Source organism: Rhodobacter capsulatus (assembly GCF_003254295.1).
In the GTDB taxonomy this organism is placed as follows: Bacteria; Pseudomonadota; Alphaproteobacteria; order Rhodobacterales; family Rhodobacteraceae; genus Rhodobacter; species Rhodobacter capsulatus.
The window spans coordinates 14,639-37,911 of record NZ_QKZO01000003.1 but is presented as its reverse complement, the minus strand read 5'-3'; the positions used below and the strand labels follow the sequence as shown (position 1 = coordinate 37,911).

21 protein-coding genes are annotated in these 23,273 nt (G+C 67.0%); 3 read left to right on the top strand and 18 right to left on the bottom strand.

Annotated elements, in window-relative coordinates; genetic code table 11:
- Nucleotides 1-88 precede the first annotated feature (88 nt).
- On the bottom strand, nucleotides 89-1,318 hold the full coding sequence (hemA, locus tag LY44_RS04860; RefSeq protein ID WP_055210649.1) for a 5-aminolevulinate synthase: 1,230 nt from the start codon (nucleotides 1,316-1,318) through the stop codon (nucleotides 89-91).
- A gap of 240 nt (nucleotides 1,319-1,558) precedes the next feature.
- On the opposite strand from hemA, the gene LY44_RS04855 reads away from it, so the two are divergent.
- Entirely contained in the window at nucleotides 1,559-2,935 is a 1,377-nt protein-coding gene (locus LY44_RS04855; RefSeq protein ID WP_055210648.1) for a M20/M25/M40 family metallo-hydrolase, read from the top strand.
- Nucleotides 2,936-3,103: 168 nt separating this feature from the next.
- Here LY44_RS04855 and proB read toward each other — a convergent pair whose 3' ends face one another.
- The 11 genes from proB to LY44_RS04800 form a co-directional block, all read right to left on the bottom strand.
- Entirely contained in the window at nucleotides 3,104-4,213 is a 1,110-nt protein-coding gene (proB, locus tag LY44_RS04850) for a glutamate 5-kinase (RefSeq protein WP_111395979.1), read from the bottom strand.
- Nucleotides 4,210-5,235 (bottom strand): GTPase ObgE, encoded by a 1,026-nt coding sequence (obgE, locus tag LY44_RS04845; protein ID WP_055210644.1) that lies wholly within the window; start codon nucleotides 5,233-5,235, stop codon nucleotides 4,210-4,212. The genes proB and obgE overlap by 4 nt, the downstream gene beginning before the upstream one ends.
- Before the next feature lie 180 nt (nucleotides 5,236-5,415).
- A complete protein-coding gene (locus tag LY44_RS04840) occupies nucleotides 5,416-5,928 on the bottom strand; it encodes a GNAT family N-acetyltransferase (protein ID WP_055210642.1) in 513 nt (170 codons plus the stop codon).
- Nucleotides 5,925-6,464 carry a GNAT family N-acetyltransferase gene (locus LY44_RS04835; protein WP_023918528.1) on the bottom strand — a complete coding sequence of 180 codons (540 nt, stop codon included), beginning with the start codon at nucleotides 6,462-6,464 and terminating at the stop codon, nucleotides 5,925-5,927. The genes LY44_RS04840 and LY44_RS04835 overlap by 4 nt, the downstream gene beginning before the upstream one ends.
- Nucleotides 6,465-6,677: 213 nt before the next feature.
- Nucleotides 6,678-6,947 (bottom strand): 50S ribosomal protein L27, encoded by a 270-nt coding sequence (gene rpmA / locus LY44_RS04830; RefSeq protein WP_013068008.1) that lies wholly within the window; start codon nucleotides 6,945-6,947, stop codon nucleotides 6,678-6,680.
- A gap of 6 nt (nucleotides 6,948-6,953) precedes the next feature.
- Entirely contained in the window at nucleotides 6,954-7,400 is a 447-nt protein-coding gene (rplU, locus tag LY44_RS04825) for a 50S ribosomal protein L21 (protein ID WP_013068009.1), read from the bottom strand.
- Nucleotides 7,401-7,819: 419 nt separating this feature from the next.
- A complete protein-coding gene (der, locus tag LY44_RS04820) occupies nucleotides 7,820-9,319 on the bottom strand; it encodes a ribosome biogenesis GTPase Der (protein WP_055210640.1) in 1,500 nt (499 codons plus the stop codon).
- A gap of 75 nt (nucleotides 9,320-9,394) precedes the next feature.
- The gene (locus LY44_RS04815; protein ID WP_055210695.1) at nucleotides 9,395-10,702 is read right to left on the bottom strand and encodes a PQQ-like beta-propeller repeat protein; all 1,308 of its coding nucleotides are present in this window, start codon (nucleotides 10,700-10,702) and stop codon (nucleotides 9,395-9,397) included.
- 49 nt (nucleotides 10,703-10,751) lie between these two features.
- Nucleotides 10,752-11,396, bottom strand: a complete 645-nt coding sequence (locus tag LY44_RS04810; RefSeq protein ID WP_055210638.1) for a hypothetical protein — start codon at nucleotides 11,394-11,396, stop codon at nucleotides 10,752-10,754.
- A gap of 246 nt (nucleotides 11,397-11,642) precedes the next feature.
- A complete protein-coding gene (locus LY44_RS04805) occupies nucleotides 11,643-13,481 on the bottom strand; it encodes an ABCB family ABC transporter ATP-binding protein/permease (RefSeq protein WP_055210636.1) in 1,839 nt (612 codons plus the stop codon).
- Nucleotides 13,482-13,601: 120 nt separating this feature from the next.
- On the bottom strand, nucleotides 13,602-14,735 hold the full coding sequence (locus LY44_RS04800) for a LysM peptidoglycan-binding domain-containing protein (RefSeq protein WP_055210634.1): 1,134 nt from the start codon (nucleotides 14,733-14,735) through the stop codon (nucleotides 13,602-13,604).
- Between the two features lie 127 nt (nucleotides 14,736-14,862).
- Between LY44_RS04800 and LY44_RS04795 the strand changes: the two genes are divergently transcribed.
- The gene (locus tag LY44_RS04795; RefSeq protein WP_055210632.1) at nucleotides 14,863-15,423 is read left to right on the top strand and encodes an LOG family protein; all 561 of its coding nucleotides are present in this window, start codon (nucleotides 14,863-14,865) and stop codon (nucleotides 15,421-15,423) included.
- Between the two features lie 162 nt (nucleotides 15,424-15,585).
- On the opposite strand, the gene rarD is transcribed toward LY44_RS04795, so the two are convergent.
- Nucleotides 15,586-16,470 (bottom strand): EamA family transporter RarD, encoded by an 885-nt coding sequence (rarD, locus tag LY44_RS04790; protein ID WP_055210630.1) that lies wholly within the window; start codon nucleotides 16,468-16,470, stop codon nucleotides 15,586-15,588.
- A gap of 224 nt (nucleotides 16,471-16,694) precedes the next feature.
- On the opposite strand from rarD, the gene LY44_RS04785 reads away from it, so the two are divergent.
- Entirely contained in the window at nucleotides 16,695-18,059 is a 1,365-nt protein-coding gene (locus LY44_RS04785; protein ID WP_055210628.1) for a tryptophanase, read from the top strand.
- 285 nt (nucleotides 18,060-18,344) lie between these two features.
- Here the strand turns inward: LY44_RS04785 and LY44_RS04780 are convergent, their stop codons facing one another.
- From LY44_RS04780 to LY44_RS04765, 5 genes are all read right to left on the bottom strand, one after another.
- Nucleotides 18,345-18,947 (bottom strand): superoxide dismutase, encoded by a 603-nt coding sequence (locus tag LY44_RS04780; RefSeq protein ID WP_055210620.1) that lies wholly within the window; start codon nucleotides 18,945-18,947, stop codon nucleotides 18,345-18,347.
- A 112-nt stretch (nucleotides 18,948-19,059) separates the two neighbouring features.
- Nucleotides 19,060-19,236 (bottom strand): hypothetical protein, encoded by a 177-nt coding sequence (locus LY44_RS17840; RefSeq protein ID WP_055210617.1) that lies wholly within the window; start codon nucleotides 19,234-19,236, stop codon nucleotides 19,060-19,062.
- A gap of 194 nt (nucleotides 19,237-19,430) precedes the next feature.
- Complete coding sequence (locus tag LY44_RS04775; protein WP_055210615.1) at nucleotides 19,431-19,985, bottom strand: sarcosine oxidase subunit gamma; 555 nt, start codon at nucleotides 19,983-19,985, stop codon at nucleotides 19,431-19,433.
- A complete protein-coding gene (locus LY44_RS04770) occupies nucleotides 19,978-22,932 on the bottom strand; it encodes a sarcosine oxidase subunit alpha family protein (RefSeq protein WP_055210613.1) in 2,955 nt (984 codons plus the stop codon). Before LY44_RS04770 ends, LY44_RS04775 begins: the two co-directional genes overlap by 8 nt.
- Complete coding sequence (locus LY44_RS04765; protein ID WP_055210611.1) at nucleotides 22,929-23,252, bottom strand: sarcosine oxidase subunit delta; 324 nt, start codon at nucleotides 23,250-23,252, stop codon at nucleotides 22,929-22,931. The genes LY44_RS04770 and LY44_RS04765 overlap by 4 nt, the downstream gene beginning before the upstream one ends.
- Nucleotides 23,253-23,273 lie beyond the last annotated feature (21 nt).

Sequence of the window (23,273 nt, the reverse complement as noted above, 5' to 3'; positions counted from 1 at the left end):
GTGTGGTTTGTCCGATTCGAACCTGTCGGTCCCGAATTCTTGACGAATTCCTAGCATAATCCCGAGGGCGGTGCATCCGCAGAATGGCTCAGGCAGAGGCCTCGGCGCGATTCAGCGCACAGCGCGCCCAGAGCAGATCCATGGCATGAACGAGCCCGTCGATCTGCTTGAGATCATGCACCGGCGAGGGGGTGAAGCGCAGCCGTTCGGTGCCGCGCGGCACCGTCGGGAAGTTGATCGGCTGCACGTAAACGCCGTAATCCGACAAGAGCATGTCCGACACCGCCTTGGTGTGCACGGGGTCGCCGATGACCACCGGAACGATGTGGCTGCCGTGGTCGATGATCGGCATGCCGAGCGCCTTGAGCCGCATCTTGAGAACCTTGGCGTGCATCTGTTGCGCGTCGCGCAGCTTCTGCCCTTCGGCGGTTTTCAGGAAGGCGATCGAGGCCTGCGCGCCCGCGGCGATCGCCGGCGGCAGCGAGGTCGAGAAGATGAAGCCCGGCGCATAGGAGCGCACGGCATCGACCATCCGCGCCGAAGCGGCGATATAGCCGCCGAAGACGCCGTAGGCTTTCGCCAGCGTGCCGTTGAAGATGTCGATGCGATGCATCAGACCGTCGCGTTCCGCCACGCCCGCGCCGCGGGGGCCATACATGCCGACGGCATGGACTTCGTCGATATAGGTCAGCGCGCCGAATTCCTCGGCGATGTCGCAGATTTCCTTGATCGGGCCGAAGTCGCCATCCATCGAATAGACCGATTCGAAGGCGATCAGCTTCGGCGCGGCCGGATCATCGGCGGCGATCAGCTCGCGCAGATGCGCGACGTCATTGTGACGGAAGATCCGCTTCGGCCCGGCATTGCGCTTGATCCCCTCGATCATCGAGGCGTGGTTCAGGCTGTCGGAATAGATGATCAGGCCGGGGAAGAGCACGCGCAGGGTCGAAAGCGTGGCGTCATTGGCGTTGTAGGCCGAGGAAAAGACCAGCGCGGCTTCTTTCTGGTGCAGATCGGCGATCTCGGCCTCAAGGCGGCGGTGATAGGCCGTGGTGCCCGAGATGTTGCGGGTGCCACCCGACCCGGCCCCGACCGCTTCCAGCGCCTCATGCATCGCGGCCAGAACGACCGGGTGCTGGCCCATGCCCAGATAGTCGTTGCCGCACCAGACGGTGATGTCCTGCTTGCCGCCATCGGGGCGGTTCCACTGCGCCTTGGGGAAGGCGCCCTTCTCGCGTTCGATGTCGATGAACGTGCGGTAACGTCCCTCGTCGTGGAGCTTCTGGATCGCTTTGTCGAGCGCGAGATTGTAGTCCATGTCTGTCACCCCTGGCTTTGAGCACTTGGTTGTGGATCGCCGGGTCGGCTCTGCGGCCCTGTCCGGCGGCAACAGGTTTACGCGCATCGCCCAAAAAATGGGAGTTCTAAATTGTCGCATCCCGGTGCATCATTTTCTTGCGCGCCCGATGCCGCCCCCCAGCCTGCCCCCCACGCCCGCAGCCCGGGCTCTGGCCATGCCCGGCAAGCGCTGCTAGGCTCGCCCCATGGAGGCCCTTCAATGACACTCGACGCCGTTCTTGCCCGTATCGACGACACTCTGCCCGACGCCTGCGACAGGTTGCTTGACCTTTTGCGCATCGCCTCGATCTCCACCGACCCCGCCTTTGAGGGCGATTGCGCCCGCGCCGCCGCCTGGCTGGTGCAGGAGCTGAAATCGCTTGGCTTCACCGCCTCGGCGCGGCCCACCCCCGGCCATCCGATGGTGGTGGCGCGGCATGCGGGCCCCGGGCGGCACATCCTGTTCTACGGGCACTATGACGTGCAACCGATTGATCCGATTGAGCTTTGGGATCGTGACCCGTTCGATCCGGCGCTTGAGGAAACGGCGAAAGGCGTGGTGATCCGCGGCCGCGGCGCCGCCGATGACAAGGGCCAGCTGATGACCTTCGTCGAAGCCTGCCGGGCCTGGAAAGAGGTGCATGGCACCCTGCCCGGCAACCTGACGATCTTCTTCGAGGGCGAGGAAGAATCGGGCTCGCCCTCGCTCATCCCGTTCCTGAAGGACAATGCCGAGGAGCTGGGGCAGGCCTCGCTCGCGCTGATCTGCGACACCGGGCTTTTCGCCGACAAGGTGCCCGCGGTGGTGACGATGCTGCGCGGGCTGGCGAAGATCGAATTCACCCTGAAGGCGGCCGACAAGGACCTGCATTCGGGCAGTTTCGGCGGTGCCGCGATCAACCCGATCCGGGTGCTGACGCGCATCCTCGGGCAGCTGCACGACGCGCAGGGCCGGGTCACCGTGCCGGGCTTTTACGACGATGTGGCGGAGCTGCCCGAGGCCGTGCGGGCGCAGTGGCAGGGCCTTGGCTTCGACCACGCCGCCTTCCTCGGCGGGGTCGGGCTGAGCCAGCCCGCGGGCGAACAGGATCGCACGCCGCTCGAACAGATCTGGTCGCGGCCCACGGCGGAAATCAACGGCATCTGGGGCGGCTATACCGGCGCGGGCTTCAAGACCGTGCTGCCCGCCGAGGCCAGCGCCAAGGTCAGCTTCCGTCTGGTGTCGAAACAGGAACCCGAAAAGATCCTCGCGTCGTTCAAATCCTGGATCGAGGCGCAGCTGCCCCCCGATGTCCGGCTCGAGTGGAAGGCGCCGAACGGCTCGCCAGCCTCGGTGATGGCGATCGACGACCCGGCGTTTGACGCCGCCCGCGCCGCGCTGACCGAGGAATGGGGCGTGCCCGCGGCTTTCGTCGGCTGCGGCGGCTCGATCCCGATCGCGGGCTATTTCAAGGACATCCTCGGCATGGATGCGATGCTGATCGGTTTCGGCAAGGACGACGACCAGATCCACAGCCCGAACGAGAAATACGATCTGGAAAGCTTCCACAAGGGCATCCGCAGCTGGGCGCGGATTCTGGACCGGATCGCGGGCTGACCGGGCGGCGGCGGGGGTTTCACACCCCCGCACCCCCGTGAGGTATTTTTGGCAAGATGAAAGCAAAGGGCGCTCGGATCGGGCGCCCTTTTCGCGTGCCCTTTCACCTTGGCCAAATATCCCGGGGGTGAGGGCGAAGCCCGAGGGGGCAGCGCCCCCTGCCCGGCCTCAGCCGATCACCATGTCATCGCGATGCACCAGCGCGGCGCGGCCCGGATAGCCCAGCAGCGCCTCGATCTCGCCCGAGCGGTGCCCGGCGATGGTGCGGGCTTCCTCGGCGGTGTAGCGCACCAGACCCTTGCCCAGGGCGGCGCCATCGGGGCCCGCGATGGTCACGGGCTCGCCGCGGCCAAAGCGGCCGGTGACCTTGGTCACGCCCGCGGGCAAAAGCGATTTGCCCTGCGAAAGCGCCCCCACCGCGCCCGCATCGACGATCACCTCGCCGCGCGGTTTCATCGCCGCGATCCAGCGTTTGCGCGCCGCCTGCGGGTCGCCCTCGGGCAGGAACCAGGTGCAATTGGCGCCCTCGGCCAAAGCGGTCAGCGGCCGCAGGGCCGAGCCCTCCATGATCGCCATGGCGCAGCCCCCCGCCACCGCGGTCTTCGCCGCCAGAAGCTTCGTCTTCATGCCGCCTTTCGAGAGGCCGGAAATCGGATCGCCCGCCATCGCCTCGATCTCGGGGGTGATATGCTCGACCAGCTCGAAGCGCACCGCGCTCGGGTCTTCCTTCGGGTTCGCGGAATAGAAACCGTCGACATCGGAGAGCAGGATCAGCTGATCGGCGCCGACAGTGACGGCGATCTGCGCCGCCAGCCGGTCGTTGTCGCCAAAGCGGATCTCGTCGGTCGCCACGGTGTCGTTCTCGTTCACGATCGGCACGACGCCCATCGACAGAAGCGTCTCCATCGTCGCGCGGGAATTGAGATAGCGGCGGCGGTCGTCGGTGTCTTCCAGCGTCACCAGAACCTGCGCCGTGGTCACGCCATGCGGCGCCAGGATCTCCTCATAGGCGCGGGCAAGACGGATCTGCCCCACCGCCGCCGCGGCCTGCGATTGTTCGAGCGGCAAGGGCCCCAAAGGCAGGCCCAGCACCCGCCGCCCCAGCGCGATCGAGCCCGAGGAGACCAGCACCACATCGGCGCCGCGTTTCTTCGCGGCCACAACGTCCATCGCGAGCGCCGTCAGCCAGTCGGTCTTCAGCCCCTCGGCGCCGACCAGCAGCGCCGAGCCGATCTTCACCACCAGCCGCTTCGCGGCCGCAACCTGCGGCGTCTTCACGGCTGCCACGGCGCCACCTCTTCCTCGCCCCGGCGGTCGTCCTCGATCTCGGCCAAAAGCGCCCGCAGCACCTCGGCCACGCCTTTTTTCGACACGCCCGACATCACCAGAACCGGCCCTTCGGAGGCCTTTTCCAAGGCGCGCTTGCGGCTTGAGAGGGTCTTGCTGTCAAGCGCATCGGCCTTGTTCAGAACCGTGATGCGCGGCTTTTCGAACAGCTCCTCGGAATAGGCCTCAAGCTCGCCGATGATGGTGCGATAATCCTTGGTGATGGTGGACGACGTGCCATCGACCAGATGCAGCAGCACCGAGCAGCGCTCGACATGGCCAAGGAACTGATCGCCCAGACCGCGGCCCTCCGAGGCGCCTTCGATCAGCCCCGGAATGTCGGCCATGACGAATTCCTTGCCGTCGATGCCGACGACGCCAAGGTTCGGCACCAGCGTGGTGAAAGGATAATCGGCAATCGTCGGCCGCGCGTTCGAGACCGCGGCGAGGAAGGTCGACTTGCCCGCATTGGGCAGCCCCAAAAGCCCGGCATCGGCAATCAGCTTGAGCCGCAGCCAAAGCGTGCGCTCGACGCCCTCCTGCCCCGGATTGGCATGGGCGGGGGCACGGTTCGTCGCGGTCTTGAAACGCTGGTTGCCCCAGCCGCCATTGCCGCCCTTGGCCAGAAGCACGCGTTGCCCCGGCACGGTCAGATCGGCGATCACCGTTTCCTCATCCTCGTCGATGATCTCGGTGCCGACCGGCACTTTCAGCACGATATCGGCGCCATCCTTGCCGGTGCATTGGCTGCCCATGCCATGCTGGCCGGACTGCGCAAAGAAATGCTGCTGATAGCGGAAATCGATCAGCGTGTTCAGCCCTTCGACCGCCTCGGCATAGACCGAGCCGCCCTTGCCGCCATCGCCGCCATCGGGGCCGCCGAATTCAACGAATTTCTCGCGCCGGAAGCTGACGCAGCCGCCACCGCCGCCACCCGAGCGGATATAGACTTTCGCAAGGTCGAGAAATTTCATCGCAGTCGCCCCTTTCGCAAGGCGTCTGATTACGCGCGCGCGCGCCAATCTGCAAGCGAAGCATGGGGGCTCTGCCCCCAAACCCCCGGGATATTTAGGGCAAGATAAAAGCATGCCCCTTTATCTTGCCCTAAATATCCCGGGTGGGGTTCGGGGAGGGCAGCGCCCTCCCCGCCTGTGTCAGCCTGCGCAGGCGGCGTCAAAGGCGGCGCGGCTCAATCTCAGTTCGACATGCGGCAAGACCGCATCCAGCGCGAGCGACTGAACGCGAGAGCGGCCGATCTCGCGAAAGCCGAGTTTCGCCAGAACGCGGGCGGAGCGGGCATTGCCTTCGAAATAGCCCGCGCGCACGGGTTCTGCCACGGGATCGGCGAAATGCGCCGCCAGAACCGCCCGGGCGGCCTCGCTGGCAAAGCCCTGGCCCCAGGCCGGGCGGGCAAGCCAATAGCCGAACTGGCCCTGAAGGCCGATCATGCCCAGGAAAGCGCCGTCGCGGCAGATCACCCAGCGCGCCGCGGGCACGGGATCGGCCAGGAAGGCGCGGAAATCCCCGGCCCCATAGGGCCAGGGCACGGGGGCAAGCCAGCGCACCACCTCGAAATCGGAGAGCGCCGCGACGCAGGCGGCCTCGTCCTCGGCCGCAAGCGGGCGCAGCGCCAGCCGGTCCGTCACCAGATGCGCGGGCAGGCTCACCCGAGTTTCTTGACATAGGTCCAGGTCGGCACGCGCGCATTGCGCGCCAGCGACCAGGCCTCGGCATCGCCCAGATAGGCAAAACCGTTATGGGTCAGGACCCGCGCCGAGCCGGGGCTGTCCTGAAACACCTCGGCGATCAGCGTGCGGGCGCGATGCGGATTGGCCGCGATCAGCGCCGCAACGGCTTCCGAGGCGAAACCGGTGTTCCAGAACCCCGGGCCGACCCAGAAGCCGACCTCGGATTGCGCGCCCTCGTGGCGGGTGAGCGAGACGAGCCCCAGCACCTCGGCCAGACCATGCGCCGAGCCGTCAAGCGCCCAGACATCCTCGGTGCGGGTCTCGGCCATGGCGCGGGCGATGAAATTCTCGGTCGTGCCCGGCGGCAGCGGATGCGGGATCGCGCGGGTGCCCTCGGCCAGACGCTTGTCAGCGGTATACATGGAAATCAACCCGGCGTCGGAACGACGCAACGGGCGCAGGATGAACCGCTCGGCCTCGATCACCGGCTGGTTGGATATGGTCGTCTGAAACATCGCGTTCTCCTCAAACGCCGGCCTTTTGGCCGTTTAACCGTAAAACTCGACAGCCATGTGACGGGAAGTGGACATCCCGCAGGCCTTTTTCAACTGCGACCGGTTGGCCCACCACCCTCCCCGCGGCGGCCGCCCGGAGGCGACATTCGAAACGGAAAGGGGGGACCGGCCCGCGGCCGATCCCCCCCAAACTGATCCGGGTTCCGGTTCGGCTTACTCGGCGGCCTCCGCGACCGGGAGAACCGAAACGAAAGTGCGGCCCTTGAGGCCCTTCTTGTAGGTCACCTTGCCTTCGACGACGGCAAAGAGCGTGTGGTCACGGCCCATCATCACGCCTTCGCCCGGCCACCAGGTGGTGCCGCGCTGACGGATGATGATGTTGCCCGGAATGGCCGCCTGGCCACCGTAGAGTTTCACGCCAAGGCGACGACCGGCAGAGTCGCGGCCGTTACGGGAAGAGCCGCCAGCTTTCTTGTGTGCCATGGGGGATTACTCCTGAGCTTCAGCGGCTTTTTTCGCACGCTTCGGTTTCGCGGGGGCTTCGGCCGGGGCGGCCGCGCCATGGGCGGCACGACGGGCTTCGGCGGTGCCCACGGCTTCCTTCACGCCCGAAGTCTCGGCGCCCGAGGCAAGAACCTCGGTCACGCGCAGCAGCGTCAGTTGCTGACGGTGGCCACGGGTGCGCTGCGACGAATGTTTCCGGCGGCGCTTGTGGAAGGTGATGACCTTGTCGGCCTTGATGGTGTCGATGACCTCGGCGACCACGGCGGCACCGGCCACGGTGGGGGCGCCGACGGTCACGGCCTCGCCGCCGACCATCAGGATCTCGTTGAACTGGACTTTTTCACCAGCCACGGCGGCAATCAGTTCCACGCGCAGCACATCGCCCGCCTGAACCTTGTATTGCTTGCCGCCAGTCTTGAGGACCGCAAACATGCGTATTTCCCTTTTTCAGCCGCGTCCTGTGGCCCCCGGAGCCATGGGCCCCTGCGGTGTTGCCGGGTTTCCCCGCCTCGGACAGCGCACCCCATCGGGTGTTGTTGCAAATGATACCCGGGCGGAGAGCAGACTCACCGCCGGGCTTCGCGCTTATGCGGACGGAACGCAGGGCTGTCAAGGAATTTCGGGCTTTCTTCGCCTTGGCCCGTTGCAAGGGGGGATTTCGCCTCGGCTGACGCCGAGGCGACCCGCCGGGGGCTCCGCCCCCGGACCCCCGGGATACTTTCCCCAAGGTGAAAGGCAACCACGGCTTCCCGTCCCGAACGGCCGCGGTTTTTCCTTGGCCAAATACGCAAAGCGGGGGGTGCGGGGGGCGCAGCCCCCCGCGGGTCGCCTCGGGCTTGCCCGAGGCGAAATCAGCCCTTCGGTTTCGAGGGCAGGCCCCTGTCCTTGCGCGATGCGTGTTTCTTCGCCTCGACATGCTTGGTCAGCCGCGAGGGGATCGATTTCTTGCGTTCCTTGTAGGGGTTCGCACCGCCCTGATCGCGGAAGTACAGCCGAATCGGCGTTCCCGGCATGTCGAAATCGGCGCGCAGCCCGTTCACCAGATAGCGGCCGTAGCTTTCCGGGATCTGGTCGGTATGCGTCGCCTTGATGACAAAGCCCGGCGGCCGGGTCTTCGCCTGGGTGATGTAGCGCAGCTTGATCCGGCGCCCGCCCGGCGCGGGCGGCGGATGCGCCTCGGTCATCGCGCCGAGCCAGTTGTTCAGCTTCGCCGTCGAAATCCGCCGGTTCCAGACTTCATAGGCCTTCAGGATCGCATTGTGCAGCCGATCGAGCCCCTTGCCGGTCTTGGCCGAGACCGTCACCAAAGGCGCGCCGCGCAGCTGCGGCAGCAACCGCTCGAAATTCTCGCGCAGCTCCTTCAGCTTCTCGGTCTTCTCTTCCTCAAGATCCCACTTGTTCGCCGCCACGACGACCGCGCGCCCCTCGGTCTCGGCGAAATCGGCAATCCGCAGATCCTGCACCTCGAAGGGGATGTTCACATCCAGCAGCACGACGACGACCTCGGCAAAGCGCACCGCGCGCAGGCCATCGGCGACCGAGAGCTTCTCGAGCTTGTCCGACACCCGCGCCTTCTTGCGCATCCCCGCCGTGTCCCAGATCCGCATCGGCGTGCCCATGAAGGTCTTCGTCACCGAAATCGCATCGCGGGTGATCCCGGCTTCGGGGCCGGTCAGCAGCCGGTCTTCGCCAAGGATCTTGTTGATCAGCGTCGATTTTCCGGCATTCGGGCGGCCGATGACGGCGAGCTGCAGCGGCCGCGCCTCGGTCGGCATGCGGATCGGCGCGTCGTCTTCCAGATCCTCGGGCAGATCGACATCGATCTCGGGCATCTGCGCCACGTTGCGCGCCGCAAAGCCATCGGCCAGCGGCTGCAGCATGTCGTAAAGCTCGTCCAGCCCCTGCCCGTGTTCGGCCGAAAGCGCGATCGGCTCGCCCAGACCCAGCGACCAGGCCTCCAGCGCGCCCGCCGCGCCGGCATTGCCCTCGGCCTTGTTCGCCGCCAGGATCACATGGGCATTCTTCTTGCGCAGGATATCGGCGAAAATCTCGTCGGCGGGGGTGACGCCGACCCGCGCATCGATCAGGAACAGGCAGACATCCGCCTCCTCGACCGCGCGTTCGGTCAGACGGCGCATCCGCCCCTGCAGGCTGTCATCCTCGGCCAGTTCAAGCCCGGCCGAATCGATCACCACGAAGCGCAGATCGCCCAGACGCGCGTCGCCCTCGCGCAAATCGCGCGTGACGCCGGGCGTATCGTCCACCAAGGCCAGCCGCTTGCCGACGAGCCGGTTGAACAGCGTCGATTTGCCCACGTTCGGGCGGCCCACGATGGCAAGGGTGAAACTCATGGCATGCTCCTGTGGCGGCCGAAAGCCCGCCGCGAAACCGCCCCCTTACACCGCTTTTCCCGCGACGGAAAGCCCTCACCGGAAGGCGAGCAGCTGCCCCTTGCGCGAGACGACATAAAGCGTCTGCCCGGCGACGATCGCATCGGTGGCCGCCCCGCCCGGCAGATCGGCCTGGCCAAGCAGCGCCCCCGAGGCCGGATCGAAGCTGCGCACCAGCCCGTCCGAGGAGACGACGAAGAGCCGGTTGCCCGCCAGAACCGGGCCAAGGTTGACGTGGATCTCGGCCTGTTTCTTGATCTTGTCCTTGACGAAATAGGGCAGATCCTGCGCCCAGACGGTTTTGCCCGTCGCCGCGTCCAGCCGCACCAGCTGGGCCTGATCGGAAATCAGGAAGATCGCATTGCCCGCCACCTGCACCGGGCTCACCGCGCCCTCGTCGGCGGTCCAGCGGGTCTCGCCCGTCAGCGCGTCAAAGGCGCCCAGCTTGCCCGCCGAGGACCCGGCATAGACCGTGCCCCCCATCACCACCGGATCGCCGGTCAGGTCGGAGACGATCGCATAGCCGCGCCCGGGGCGGCCGCCCGCCACCTGCGCGCGCCAGACGGGCAGGCCGCTGGCCCGCTCCACCGCCAGCATCTGCCCGGTCGCAAAGGGGAAGATCACTAATTTGCCGGCGATCGCAGGCGCCGAAACGCCCGAGACGCCCGCCGCCGCAGGCGTGCCCGCGACCTGCCAGATCACCTTGCCGTCCGCGGCGTCGATCGCCCAGGCCGAGCCGTCGCGCGCCAGCGCATAGACGACGCCCTCGGCCACGGTGGGGGCGCCGCCCACCCCCGCGTCGAAATCCTGCCGCCAGATCACCTTGCCCGAGGCGGCCTCGATCGCCACCAGCTCGGCAAAGCCGGTGGTGACGAAAACCCGCCCGCCCTCGACCGCAAGCCCGGCGCCCGAGGCATCGCCGTCGCGGTCGCCCGGACGCACGACATCGGTCGCCCAAAGCGTCGCGCCATTGGTGCCGGTCGCGGTCAGCCGGGCGCGGCTGTCCAGCGTGAAGACCCGCCCGCCCGCCGCCACCGGGGCGGCGGCGATTCGATAGCGCTGCGATTGCCCCTGCCCGACCGGCGCCGACCAGACCAGGGTCTGGGCATTGCCCAAGGCGGCATTGACCAGATCATGCCGCGCATTGCCCGCGCGCTGCGGCCAGTCGGCATTGCCCAGGGGCCGCGGCAGATTCACCGGGCGGCTTTCGTTCACCGCCGGGGCAGAGGGCGCAGCCCCCTCCAGCACGGCGCGGGGATCCAGCCGCTCGCCCTCCAGACGCACTTCCTTTTCGCAGGCAGCCAGCACCATGGCGACGCCCAGAACGGCAATCGACGACCTCAGCTTCACCGCAAACCCCCTGCCTTCATGTCTTTTCCGCAGCACCGGCGCCTCATTTCGCGGCCGGATCGCCTCCCAGCGCCACAATCAACTCTGTCGCGCGCTGTTGCAAGCCCGAGGTCACGCCATCTTCGGCCATGATCTCGCGCGCTTTCGCGATGGCGCCGTCCCTGTCGCCCGCTTCCAGCGCCGCCAGCGCCTGCTGCTCCATCGCCATCAGGCGAAACGGCGCCCCGGGCGCGGACAGCGCCGCCAGCTCGGCTGCGCGCTCTTCGGCGCCCATCGCCGCGCCCGCGACCAGAACCGCCTTGAGCCGGGCCAGCTGGCGCAGGCTGTCGGGCAGCGTCGCATCGCCCGCCACCGCGCGCAGATCCGCCAGCGCCACCTCGGCCTTGCCATCCTCGGCCGCCTGCGCCGCGGTCAGAAGCTTCAGCATCCCGCCCTGCGGCCCCGAAACCGGCAGCGCCGCCAGCGCCTCGGCCGGATTTTCGGTCTCGAGCGCGCTCAGGATGCCGTCGCCGAAAGCCTCGGCCCGGGCCTGCCGCTGCGTCTTTTCCCATTCGACATAGGCCGAACCGCCGACGAGACCCAGGATCGCCACGACACCGATCCAGCCATATTTGCGAAACGCCGCAAACAGCCGGTCACGGCGGACTTCCTCGGTGACTTCGTCAATGAAACTGTCGGTATGATCCACGCCGGGCTCCTCGTCTTTGGCCTATCTATACGCAAGCCCGCCCCATTGCCAAGGCCGGGAAACCGCTGCCCCGGTCACGAAGGGGGGGCGCTGCCCCCCGTCCGCAAGCGGACTCCCCCCGGGATATTTGCGCCAAGGTGAAAGCAGCGCCCTCGTTTCGTTTCACCTTGGCCGAAATATCCCGGGGGGTGAATGGCCGAAAGGCCAGAGGGGGGCAGCGCCCCCCTGCCTTGCTTTGCCTTTGCCTTACTCGGCCGCTTCGGCCGCCTCTTCGGCCGATTGCGCCGCCCACATCGCCGCATAGCGGCCAGAGCGCGCCAAAAGCGCCTCATGCGTGCCTTCCTCGACGATCTCGCCCGCTTCCAGCACCACGATCCGGTCGGCATCCGCAATCGTCGAAAGCCGGTGCGCGATCACGATCACCGTGCGCCCCCGCCCCATCGCATCCAGACTTTCCTGAATGTCGCGTTCGGTCTGCGTATCGAGCGCCGAGGTCGCCTCGTCCAGAAGCAGGATCGGCGGGTTCTTCAAAAGCGTGCGCGCAATGCCCACCCGCTGCTTTTCGCCGCCCGAAAGTTTCAACCCGCGCTCGCCCACCTGGGTGTCGTAGCCCTCGGGCAGGGACATCACGAAGTCATGGATCTTCGCCGCCCGCGCCGCCGCCTCGATCTCGGCCTGCGTGGCCTCGGCGCGGCCATAGGCGATGTTGTAGCGGATCGTGTCGTTGAACAGCACGGTATCTTGCGGCACGACGCCGATCGCCGCATGCAGGCTTTCCTGCGTCACCGCGCGAATGTCCTGCCCGTCGATGCTGATCGCGCCGCCCGTCACCTCGTAAAACCGGAACAACAGCCGCCCGATGGTGGATTTGCCCGAGCCCGAGGGGCCCACCAGCGCCACCTTCTGCCCCGCCGCCACGGTCAGATCGATCCGCTTCAGGATCGTCCGTTCCGGGGAATAGGCGAAATCGACGCCCTTGAAGGCGATCGCGCCCCCCGAGACCACCAGCGGCTTCGCCCCGGGCGCATCGGTGATCTCGGCCGGTTGATGCAGCAGGTCGAACATCTCGCCCATGTCGACGAGCGCCTGCCGGATCTCGCGATAGACCGTTCCAAGGAACGACAGCGGCATGGTGATCTGGATCATGTAGGCCTGCACCATGACGAAATCGCCCACCGTCAGCGTGCCCGCCTGCACCTCCATCGCCGCCATCACCATCACCGCCACAAGCCCCGCGGTGATGATCAGCGTCTGCCCCGCGTTCAGTGCGGCCAGGCTTTGCCCGGTCTTCACCGCCGCGCCTTCATAATGCTCCATCGAGGCGTCATAACGCGCCGCCTCGCGCTTCTCGGCGCTGAAATATTTCACCGTCTCGAAGTTCAAAAGGCTGTCGATCGCCTTCTGGTTCGCCGCCGTGTCGGCGTCGTTCATCTTCTTGCGGATCGCCACGCGCCATTCGGTGACACGGAAGGTGTAGGTGACATAGGTCCAGATCGTGCCGACCACCACCAGCGCATAGCGCCAGTCGAACAGGAAGGCGAAGATCAGCGTGACCAGCGTCAGTTCAAGGATCAGCGGCCCGACCGAAAACAGCATGAAGCGCAGCAGGAAATCGACGCCCTTCACGCCCCGCTCGACAACGCGGGACAGCCCGCCGGTCTTGCGGGTGATGTGATAGCGCAGCGACAGCGCATGGATGTGCTGAAAGGTTTCCAGCGCCAGCGCCCGCAGCGCGCGTTGCGCCACGCGCACGAAGACCGCGTCGCGCAATTCGCCAAAGCCCACCGACATCAGCCGGGCGAGCCCGTAAGCCACGGTCAGCGCGACGGCGCCAAAGCCCAGAAGCCAGGTCTCGTCGCGCGCCTCGCCCGCCAGGCCGTCCACCGCCGCCTTGTAAAGGAAGGGCGTCAGCACCGCGATCACCTTGGCGGCGACCAGAAAGGCCATCGCCAGAACGACGCGCTGTTTCACCCAGCCGTGCCCCTCGGGCCACAGATAGGGCGCGACGGCCTTCATCGTGCGCCAGCCCCGCGCCCGTTCCGAGACGTCCAGCTTGCCAGCCTGCGTGATCTGAGAGGGCGCCATCTGCCCGTCCTTCCAAAGTGTCGAGTGTCCGGGAAGCCGGGCGGATGCCGCGGCCGTGCGGGCAACCTAGGGGGTGGGACGCGATTGTCCAGCCCCCGCGCGCATTTGCCCCGAACGGGCTCACTCGGGCAGGGTGAAGACCTGGCCCGGATAGATCCGGTCGGGGTCGCGGATCTGGTCGCGGTTCGCCTCGAAGATCTGCACGTAAAGATAGGGATCGCCATAGGTGTCGCGCGCGAGCGCCCAAAGCGTGTTGCCGTCGGAGATGGTGACGATGCGGCGGCGGGCGGCGGCGGTCGCGGCGGGCGGCGGCGGCGGGGCGATGCCCTCGAACCCCTGCTCGGCGCGGGCCAGCACCTTGCCCGCGGCGTCGAGCGCATCGACGCGCAGGCTGTGCGCCCCGGGCCTGGCCGCGGGCAGCTGCATCCGGAAGCCGCCCTCGGCCCCCGCCTGCACCAGCCCCACCTCGGCCGTGTCGACATAGGCGCGCAACAGCGCCCCCTTCGGCGCGCCGCGGCCCGAAATCGTGATCTTGCCATCGGCTGCGAAAGACAGAGTGTCGATCACCAGCGTCTCGGACGGGCCCGCCAGCAGCCGCGGCGTGCCGCTCGCATCGGTGAGAAGCGGTTTGTCGGCCAGAACCTGCGCCGCCGCGACTTCGGCGGCGACCGCGGCAGGCGCGGCGCCCTCGGCGGTCGCGGCCTCGGCCACGGCGCGCGGACTGGGCGCGACGGTCAGGCTGTCCTCTGACAGCTTCGCCACGCCATCGGCGCCGGTCACCCGCAGCGTCAGGGACCGCGGCACGGCCGAGGGCTCGGCCGAGGTGACCGCGGCAAAGGCGCCCCGATCATTCGCGGTGACGGTGTCGATCACCTCGCCCTCGAGCAGCAACTCGACCTTGGCGCCCGGCGCGACATCGCCCGCCAGCGTCAGCGCCCCGGCGGGGGTGACGCGCAAAGTGTCGAAACGGGCGACCGGCTGCGGCGCGGGGGCCGTGGCAACCGGATCTGCGGCAATCGCCGTGGGGGCGGGCGGCGCAGTCTTGGCGACCTCTTGCCCCGGCGCCGATGCGGCTTCGGGCACGGTTTCGGGCGCGGGCCCGGCAACGACCGGTGCGGGTTCGGGGATTTGCGCGGCCTCGGATTTGGGCGCGTCCTGCCCGAGCGACCAGAAGGCGGCAACGGCGGCCACCACCGCCACGGCCGCCCCGCCGCCGACCACGACCCCCACCGCCGTCTTCCTGCCCTCGGCCATGCTGTCTGTCCCTCCGTCCGGCGCTGCGGCCCCGGCGTTTCGCGCCGCTTGCTTGCGACCATCTGACCCGGTATCCCTGCCGAAAGCAACACCCGCCACAGCGATTTCCAGCACGAAAGCCCGCCTCATGTCCGCCAAATCCGCCCCCTCGGTCTGCGTCTTCTGCGGCTCGCGCCCCGGCGCCCGCCCCGCCTATGCCAGGGACGCCCGGGCCACCGGCCAGATGCTCGCCGCGCGCGGCTGGCGGCTGGTTTACGGCGCGGGCGATGTCGGGCTGATGGGCGAGGTGGCGCGGGCGGCACAGGCCGCGGGCGCGGCGACCTTCGGGGTGATCCCCCAACATCTGTTCCGGCTCGAGGTCGGCAAACGCGATCTGACCACTTTCGTCGTCACCGAGAACATGCATGAACGCAAGAAAGTGATGTTCATGAATTCGGATGCGGTGGTGGTGCTGCCGGGTGGCGCGGGCAGCCTGGACGAATTCTACGAGGTGCTGACCTGGCGCCAGCTCGGCCTGCATGCGAAACCGATCCTGCTGCTGAATACGGAAGGCTACTGGGATCCGCTTCTGGCGCTGAACGCCCATGTCGTGGCCGAGGGCTTTGCCGGGCAAAACCTGCTGGACGGCGTGACGACGGTGGCGACGGTTTCGGCGCTGGAGGCCGCGCTCGAAACCGCCTTCGGCTGAGGGGCCCAACCGGCGCAAGGGGGCGCTGCCCCCCGTCCCTGCGGGACGCCCCCCGGGATATTTGCGCCAAGGTGAAAGCAGCCCCCGGTTTCGTTTCACCTTGGCCGAAATATCCCGGGGGGTGAATTTTCCGAAGGAAAAGAGGGGGGCAGCGCCCCCCTGCTACGCCCGGCCCCGCAGCGCCGCGGCCGAATAAAGCGCGAGCGCCCCCCAGATCAGCGCAAAGGCGATGGCATGGGCGCGGGTGAAGGGTTCGGCAAAGACCATGACCGCAACAGCGAATTGCAGTGTCGGGTTGAGATATTGCACCAGCCCGATCGTCGCCATCCGCACCCGCTGCGCGGCATAGGAAAACAGCATCAAGGGCCCGCCGGTCATCACGCCTGAAAAGGCCAGCATCAGCGAGGATCCGAGGTCGTCGCCGAAATGCCCCGAACCCGGCGCGCGGCCGAACCAGCCGAAATGCGCCGAAGCCAGCACCAGCGCGGCCAGCGGCGCCAAAAGCACCACCTCGGCCAGGACCGAGACGACCGAGGGCACCGAAAGCTTCTTTTTCAACAGCCCGTAAAGCCCGAAAGTCCCCGCCAGCATCAGCGCGATCCAGGGCGCGGCGCCTAGCGCCCAGGTCAGCCAGCCCACCGCCGCCGCGGCGATCGTCACCGCCACCGCCTGCGCCCGCCCCATCCGCTCGCCGTAAAACACCATGCCCAGCGCCACCGCGACCAGCGGGAAGATGTAATAGCCAAGCGCGGCCTCGACCGCGCGGCCGTTCTGCACCGACCAGATGAAACCGAACCAATTGAGCGAGATCACCACCGCCGCCCCGGCGACGATCCGCAGGTTGCGCCCGGTGAGCGCGCGGGCAAGCATCGCCCAGTGCCCCTGCACCGCCACCACGGCGCCCAGAAACACCACCGACCAGAGCGTGCGATGGGCGAGCACCTCAAGCGGCGGCACTTCGGACAGCGCCTTGTAATAGATCCCCGACAGACCCCAGACGCAGCAGGTCGCCACCATCGCGACAAAACCCTTCGTGGCGTCCTTCATCCGTGTCTCCCCAGGCTCAAGGCGGCCACAGAACCCCGCCCGGCTTGCCCCGTCAATCCCGATCCCACCGCCCGACTTGACGGAAACGACGCGGGATGCGAAATTTGGCCTTGCAACCCTCATGGGCGTCGAGCGCGGTCCGGGTCTCCGGGCAACCGCGACGCTGCGGCCCCATCGTGCGACGGTTGCCACGGTGTCATGGGGCCATCGACAGGAGCCCCGCGATGAAAACCATCATCGAACCTTTCCGCATCAAATCGGTCGAGCCGATCCGCCTCACCTCGCGCCCCGAGCGTGAACGCCTGGCGCGCGCGGCCGGATACAACCTTTTCGGCCTGCACTCGGATGACGTCTTGATCGACCTTCTGACCGACAGCGGCACCGGCGCGATGTCGTCGCTGCAATGGGCCGCGGTGATGCAGGGCGACGAAAGCTATGCCGGCTCGCCCAGCTTCTTCCGCTTTGAAGCCGCGGTGCAAAATCTGATGCCCTTCAAGCACATCATCCCGACGCATCAGGGCCGCGCGGCGGAAGCGATCCTGTTCTCGATCTTCGGGGGCAAGGGCCGTCGCATCCCCTCGAACACGCATTTCGACACCACGCGCGGCAATATCGAGGCCTCGGGCGCCACGGGCGACGATCTGGTGATTGCCGAGGGCAAGGACCCGCAAAACCTGCATCCGTTCAAGGGCAACATGGATCTGGCGCGGCTGGAGGCTTACCTTGAGGCGCATCACGCCGAGGTGCCCTTGGTGATGATCACCATCACCAACAATGCGGGCGGCGGGCAGCCGGTGAGCCTGGCCAATATCCGCGCCGTCGCCGATCTGGCGCATCGGTATGGCAAGCCTTTCGTGATCGACGGCTGCCGCTTTGCCGAAAACGCCTGGTTCATCAAGACCCGCGAGGAGGGTCAGGCCGATCGCTCGATCCCCGAGATCGTGCGCGATTGCTTTGCGGTGGCGGACGGCATGACGATGTCGGCGAAAAAGGACGCCTTTGGCAATATCGGCGGCTGGCTGGCGCTGAACGACGACGATCTGGCCGAGGAGGCGCGCGGGCATCTGATCCGGACCGAGGGGTTCCCGACCTATGGCGGGCTGGCGGGGCGTGACTTGGACGCGCTGGCGCAGGGGCTGGTCGAGATCGTCGACGAGGATTACCTGCGCTACCGCATCCGCACGCATCAATATATCGTCGAGCGGCTGGATGCGATGGGGGTTCCGGTGGTGAAGCCCGCGGGCGGGCATGCGGTCTTCATCGACGCGCGGGCCTGGCTTTCCCATATCCCGCCGCTCGAATACCCCGGGCAGGCGCTGGCGGTGGCGCTTTATGAAATCGCAGGCGTCCGGTCCTGCGAGATCGGCACGGCGATGTTCGGCCGCCAGCCCGACGGATCGGAAAAGCCCGCGGCGATGGATCTGGTGCGGCTCGCCTTCCCGCGCCGGACCTATACGCAAAGCCACGCCGATTACATCGTCGAGGCTTTCGAGGAGCTGGCGGCAACGAAAGACGCCCTGCGCGGCTACCGGATCGTCAAGGAGCCGAAGCTGATGCGGCATTTCACCTGCCGCTTCGAGAAACTCTGAGCCGGATACACTGGCCGAGGCCATCGCCGAGGCCACGCGATGCAGATGCCCCGCAACCGCCGGGGGCCCAAAGGCCCTCGGCCAGCGCCCGCCCCGCCCATGGCGGGCGCTTCTCGCCCGCCGGGGCGGAGCGCTGGCCTCTGTCGTGCCTGGGGCAAACGGTCGTGCCGCGCCGGGGTCGCAGCGGGCGGGGAAAGGCGATGCCTTTCCTGATCCGCCCGAACCGTCCGCCCAAAACAAAACCGGCCCCCGCGGGGGCCGGTTTTTTTCATCCGTCCATCCGCCTCACATCCGCGAGGCGACGTTTTCCCAGTTCACCAGCTTGTCGAGGAAGTTCGTGAGGTAAGCCGGGCGCTTGTTGCGGAAGTCGATGTAATAGCTGTGCTCCCAGACGTCGCAGCCCAGAAGCGCGGTCTGCCCGAAGCAGAGCGGGTTCACCCCGTTCTCCGTCTTGGTGATCTTCAGCGCGCCATCGCTGTCCTTCACCAGCCAGGCCCAGCCCGAGCCGAACTGGCCCGCGCCCGCAGCGGCGAAATCCTCCTTGAACTTCGCGACCGAACCGAAGCTTTCCACCAGCGCCTTTTCCAGCGCGCCCGGCATCTTCTTGTCTTCGCCCGGCCCCATCATTTCCCAGAACTGCGCGTGGTTCCAGTGCTGCGAGGCATTGTTGAAGATCCCCGATTGCGCCACGGCACCGGCGCAATAGGTTCCCTTGACGATCTCCTCGACCGACTTGCCTTCCCATTCGGTGCCCGCAATCAGCTTGTTGCCGTTGTCGACATAGGCCTTGTGGTGCAGGTCGTGGTGATACTCGAGCGTCTCCTTCGACATGCCCAGCGCGGCCAGGGCATCATGGGCATAGGGAAGGGCGGGAAGTTCGAAAGCCATTTGAGCGATCCTTTTACTCGGGTTCTGTTGCGACCAATTGAAGCACTGAACGCCCCAAGGTCAAGGGTTGACGGGTGATTTTCCCGCACAGCCCCCCTTCCCCGGGCGCAGATCAGGGCTTCTTGGCCGCGTCCTTGCGGGCCTCGGCGGCCGCCTTCATCCGCGCGATCAGATCTTCTTTCGCCGCGCCCTTGCCGAAGGGGTTCTTTTCCGAGCCCTTGGCATTGTGTTCGGAATGACGCGGATTGTTCTTGTCGGGCCGCGCGCCCCCGGATTTCGAATAGTCCATGCTGGATCTCCTTTGCCCCCGATCTGCGGCAAGCCCGGCCACAAGGCAAGCAAAAAGGGGGCGCCGCCCCCTCTTGCCCTGCCGGGCAATTCACCCCCGGGATATTTATAGCAAGATGAAGGAGGCGTGTTTCATCTTGCCATAAATATCCCGGGGGGAGTCCGAAGGACGGGGGGCAGCGCCCCCCTGCCCGGTCAGGAAAGCTCGCCCCCCGGGCGGGCCGAGACCTCGAGCAGCCCCATCACATAGGCCGCGACCGAACGGAAGCAGACAAGGCTCAGCTCCTCGGGGCCCGAACGCCAGATCGCCGCCGCCACCTGCGCGGCGCGGGTGCGGCGCATCTCGCCCGGTTTCAGCGCCGCGAAATCGACCGGGCAAAGCTTCATCAGCACCTGATCGGCCTTCGCCCCCGCAATGGTGAAGCGCGCCCGGGCATCCGAGACGTTGGTCACCAGCACATGTTCGGTGTGCAGCGAATGCGCGATCCCCGCCGCCACGGCGGGCGCTTCGTCATAGGAACAGATCACCAGCAGCTCGTCGGGGCTCATCCAGGCGGTGAAGCGGCCCTTCTCGCCCGCCACGATCTCGCGCGGACCCGGCAGTTTCAGCCCCTGCCCGGCCAGCGCGATCCGCGTGGCGGTCGCCGACAAATCGGCGCGCAGCGTCACCATGCCCGACAGCCCCGCCTCGGTCACGGTCGCAAACCCGGCATGGCTTTCGCCCTTGAGTGCAGACACCGCTTCAGACATCGGCTTTCTCCCCTGCCTTGTCGTAGAACACCGGATCGACGATCCGCGCCTGAATGACCTTGCCGCCATCGGCCGGGAATTCGAGCACCTCGCCCATCCGCGCCGGGCCATGCTTGACCAGCCCCATGGCGATGCCCTTCTTCAGCATCGGCGAATAATAGGTCGAGGTCACACGCCCCTGCACCTTGCGCTGGCCGTTCTCGTTCACGCCCTCGTCGATGGCATAGACGCCATCGGGCAGAACCGAACCGTCGAGCGTTTCGAGCCCCACCAGCGTCCAGCGGTCCGGGTCGGTCATGTGCTTGCGTTCCTGCGCGCGCTTGCCCAGATAATCCGCCTTTTTCTTGCTGATCGCCCAGCCAAGGCCCAGATCCTGCGGGATCACCGTGCCGTCGGTCTCGTCGCCGATCATGATGAAGCCCTTTTCGGCCCGCATCACATGCAAAGCCTCGGTGCCATAGGGCATGACGCCGAATTCTTCGCCCGCCTTGTGCAGCGCCTCCCAGAACGCCAGCCCCATATTCGCGGGCACGGCGATTTCATAGGAGAGCTCGCCCGAGAAGGAGATCCGGAACACCCGCGCCGGGAAGCCGCCCAAAGTGCCTTCCCGATAGGTCATGAAGGGCAGCGCCTCCCTGGAGACATCCATGCCGCCCAGCTTTTCCAGCAATTTCCGCGCCTTCGGGCCGACAACGGCCACCTGCGCATATTGCTCGGTCAGGTTGGCGGTATAGACCTTCCAGTCCCACCATTCGCATTGCAGCCAGTCTTCCAAGTGGCCATGGATCCGGTCCGCGCCGCCCGAGGTGGTGTGGCAGAGCCAGGTATCCTCGGAGAGCCGCACGACGACGCCGTCGTCGATGAGAAACCCGTTGTCCGAGCACATCAGCCCGTAGCGGCACTTGCCCACCGGCAGGGTGGACATCAGGTTGGTATACATCATGTCAAGGAAGCGCCCCGCATCCGGCCCCTTGACCACGATCTTGCCCAGCGTCGAGGCATCGAGCAGCCCGACATTGGTGCGGGTGTTGACGATCTCGCGGTTGACCGACTCGCGGTGCTTTTCGCCCTTGCGCGGATAGGTATAGGGGCGCCGCCACAGGCCCACAGGCTCCCAATGCGCGCCCTTCGCCTGATGCCAGTCATGCATCGGCGTCTTGCGCAGGGGCTGGAAGATCTCGCCCCGCGCCTCGCCGGTGATCGCGCCAAAGGAAATCGGCGTGTAGGGCGGGCGGAAGGTGGTCGTGCCGGTGGCGGGGATCTCCTGCCCCAAGGCTTCCGAAAGGATCGCCAGCCCGTTGATGTTGCTGAGTTTCCCCTGATCGGTGGCCATGCCGAGCGTGGTGTAGCGCTTGGTATGTTCGACCGAGGCGTAACCTTCGCGCGCGGCCAGCTGCACGTCCGAGACCTTCACATCGTTCTGATAGTCAAGGAAGGCCTTGAATTTCAACGCTTCCGAGGCCTTGGCGGGCATCACCCAGACCGGCATCAGCGGCGCTTCGGCTTCGACCTGGCCCACCATCCCGGCTTCCGCGCAGATCGCGTCCAGCGTCAGATGGCCATTCGCGGCGCCCACCGCGGCGGCGATCGGTTGCCCCTTGTCGCCGGTCGGCGGTTTCGCGGCATCGGGGCGGAACATCACCGCCGCCGCATCCCATTTCACCTTGCCCCCCGCATGGGAATAAAGATGCACGACCGGCGACCAGCCGCCCGACATCGCGACGCAATCGCAGTCGATCACCTCGACCGCGCCGCCCTCGCCCGCGTGGCTGGCGATCTCGACCGCTTTCACCGCCTTCGACCCCTTGACCTTGGCAATGGCCCGGCCTTCGAGCACCTTGACGCCGCGTTCGCGCAGGGCTTCAACCAGCGGCCCGGTCGGCGCCGGGCGGGCGTCGATGACCGCCGCGACCTCGAGCCCTGCGCCGAGCGCGCAAAGCGCGGTGCGGTAGGCGTCATCGTTGTTCGTCACGATGACGAGGCGCTTGCCCGGCGCGACGGCCCAGTTCACGATGTAATCGCGCACGGCAGAGGCCAGCATCACGCCCGGAACGTCGTTGCCCGCGAAAGCCAGCGGCCGTTCGATGGCGCCGGTGGCGACCTGGGTGATCCCGGCGCGGGTGCGCCACAGCCGATGGCGCGGGCGGCCGTCGCCCGGGGTGTGATCGGCGACGCGCTCGTACAGGATCGCATAGCCGTGGTCATGCAGCCCGGCGACCATCGTGCGGGTCATCAGCCGGACATTCTCCATGCCTTCAAGGGCTTGCAGGGTGTTCTGGATCCAGATCTCGGGCGTCTGACCGTCGATCAGCCCGCCATCCACCGGGGCGCGGCCGCCCCAATGCGCGGTCTGTTCGGCCAGGATCACCCGCTTGCCTTCTTTCGCGGCCTTCAGCGCCGCGGCAAGACCGGCGACGCCGCCGCCCGCAACGAGCACGTCGCAATAGGCATAGGCCTGTTCGTAGCGGTCCGGGTCGGGTTTCGTCGGCGCCTTGCCCAGACCCGCCGCGCGGCGGATGATCGGCTCGAACAGGCTGTGCCAGGCTTCGAGCGAATGCATGAAGGTCTTGTAGTAAAAGCCCGCGGGCATCAGCTTGGAGGCGAAGTCGTTCACCGCGCCGATGTCGAAGCCGAGGCTCGGCCAGTGGTTTTGCGACGTGGCCCAGGCGCCCTCGAACAACTCCGTGGTGGTGGCGCGCTGGTCGGGCTCGTGGCGGTTGCCGCGGCCAAGGTTCACCAGAACGTTCGGCTCCTCGGCGCCCGAGGCGACAAGCCCGCGCGGGCGGTGGTATTTGAACGAGCGGCCCAGAAGCGTGCGGCCGGACCCCAAGAGCGCCGAGGCGAGCGTGTCGCCCGCAAAGCCCCGGGCCTTGCGGCGGTTGAACTTGAAGGCGAGCGGTTTGGAGCGGTCGATCAGACGGCCGCCCGAAGACAGACGATGGCTCATTTCCAGCCCTCCCAGCCCGGACGTTTCTCTTTGATTTTGGCGATCAGCTCGGCGGGCGGTTCGGAGGTCTGCGCCGGATAGGTGCCGAAAACCTCCCAGGTGACGGTGCAGCGCGCGGCCAGGAACCACTTGCCGCAGCCATAGGCATGGCGCCAGCGCTCGAAATGCACGCCTTTCGGGTTTTTGCGGGCGAACATGTAGGTTTCGAAATCGGCGTCCGAGGCGCCCGGGCCGAAGCGCTTCAGATGCGCCTCGCCGCCGGGGGCGAGTTCGGTTTCCTCGACGGTGACGCCGCAGCAGGGGCAGGTCAGTGTCAGCATGTCAGCAGGCCTTTTTTGTGA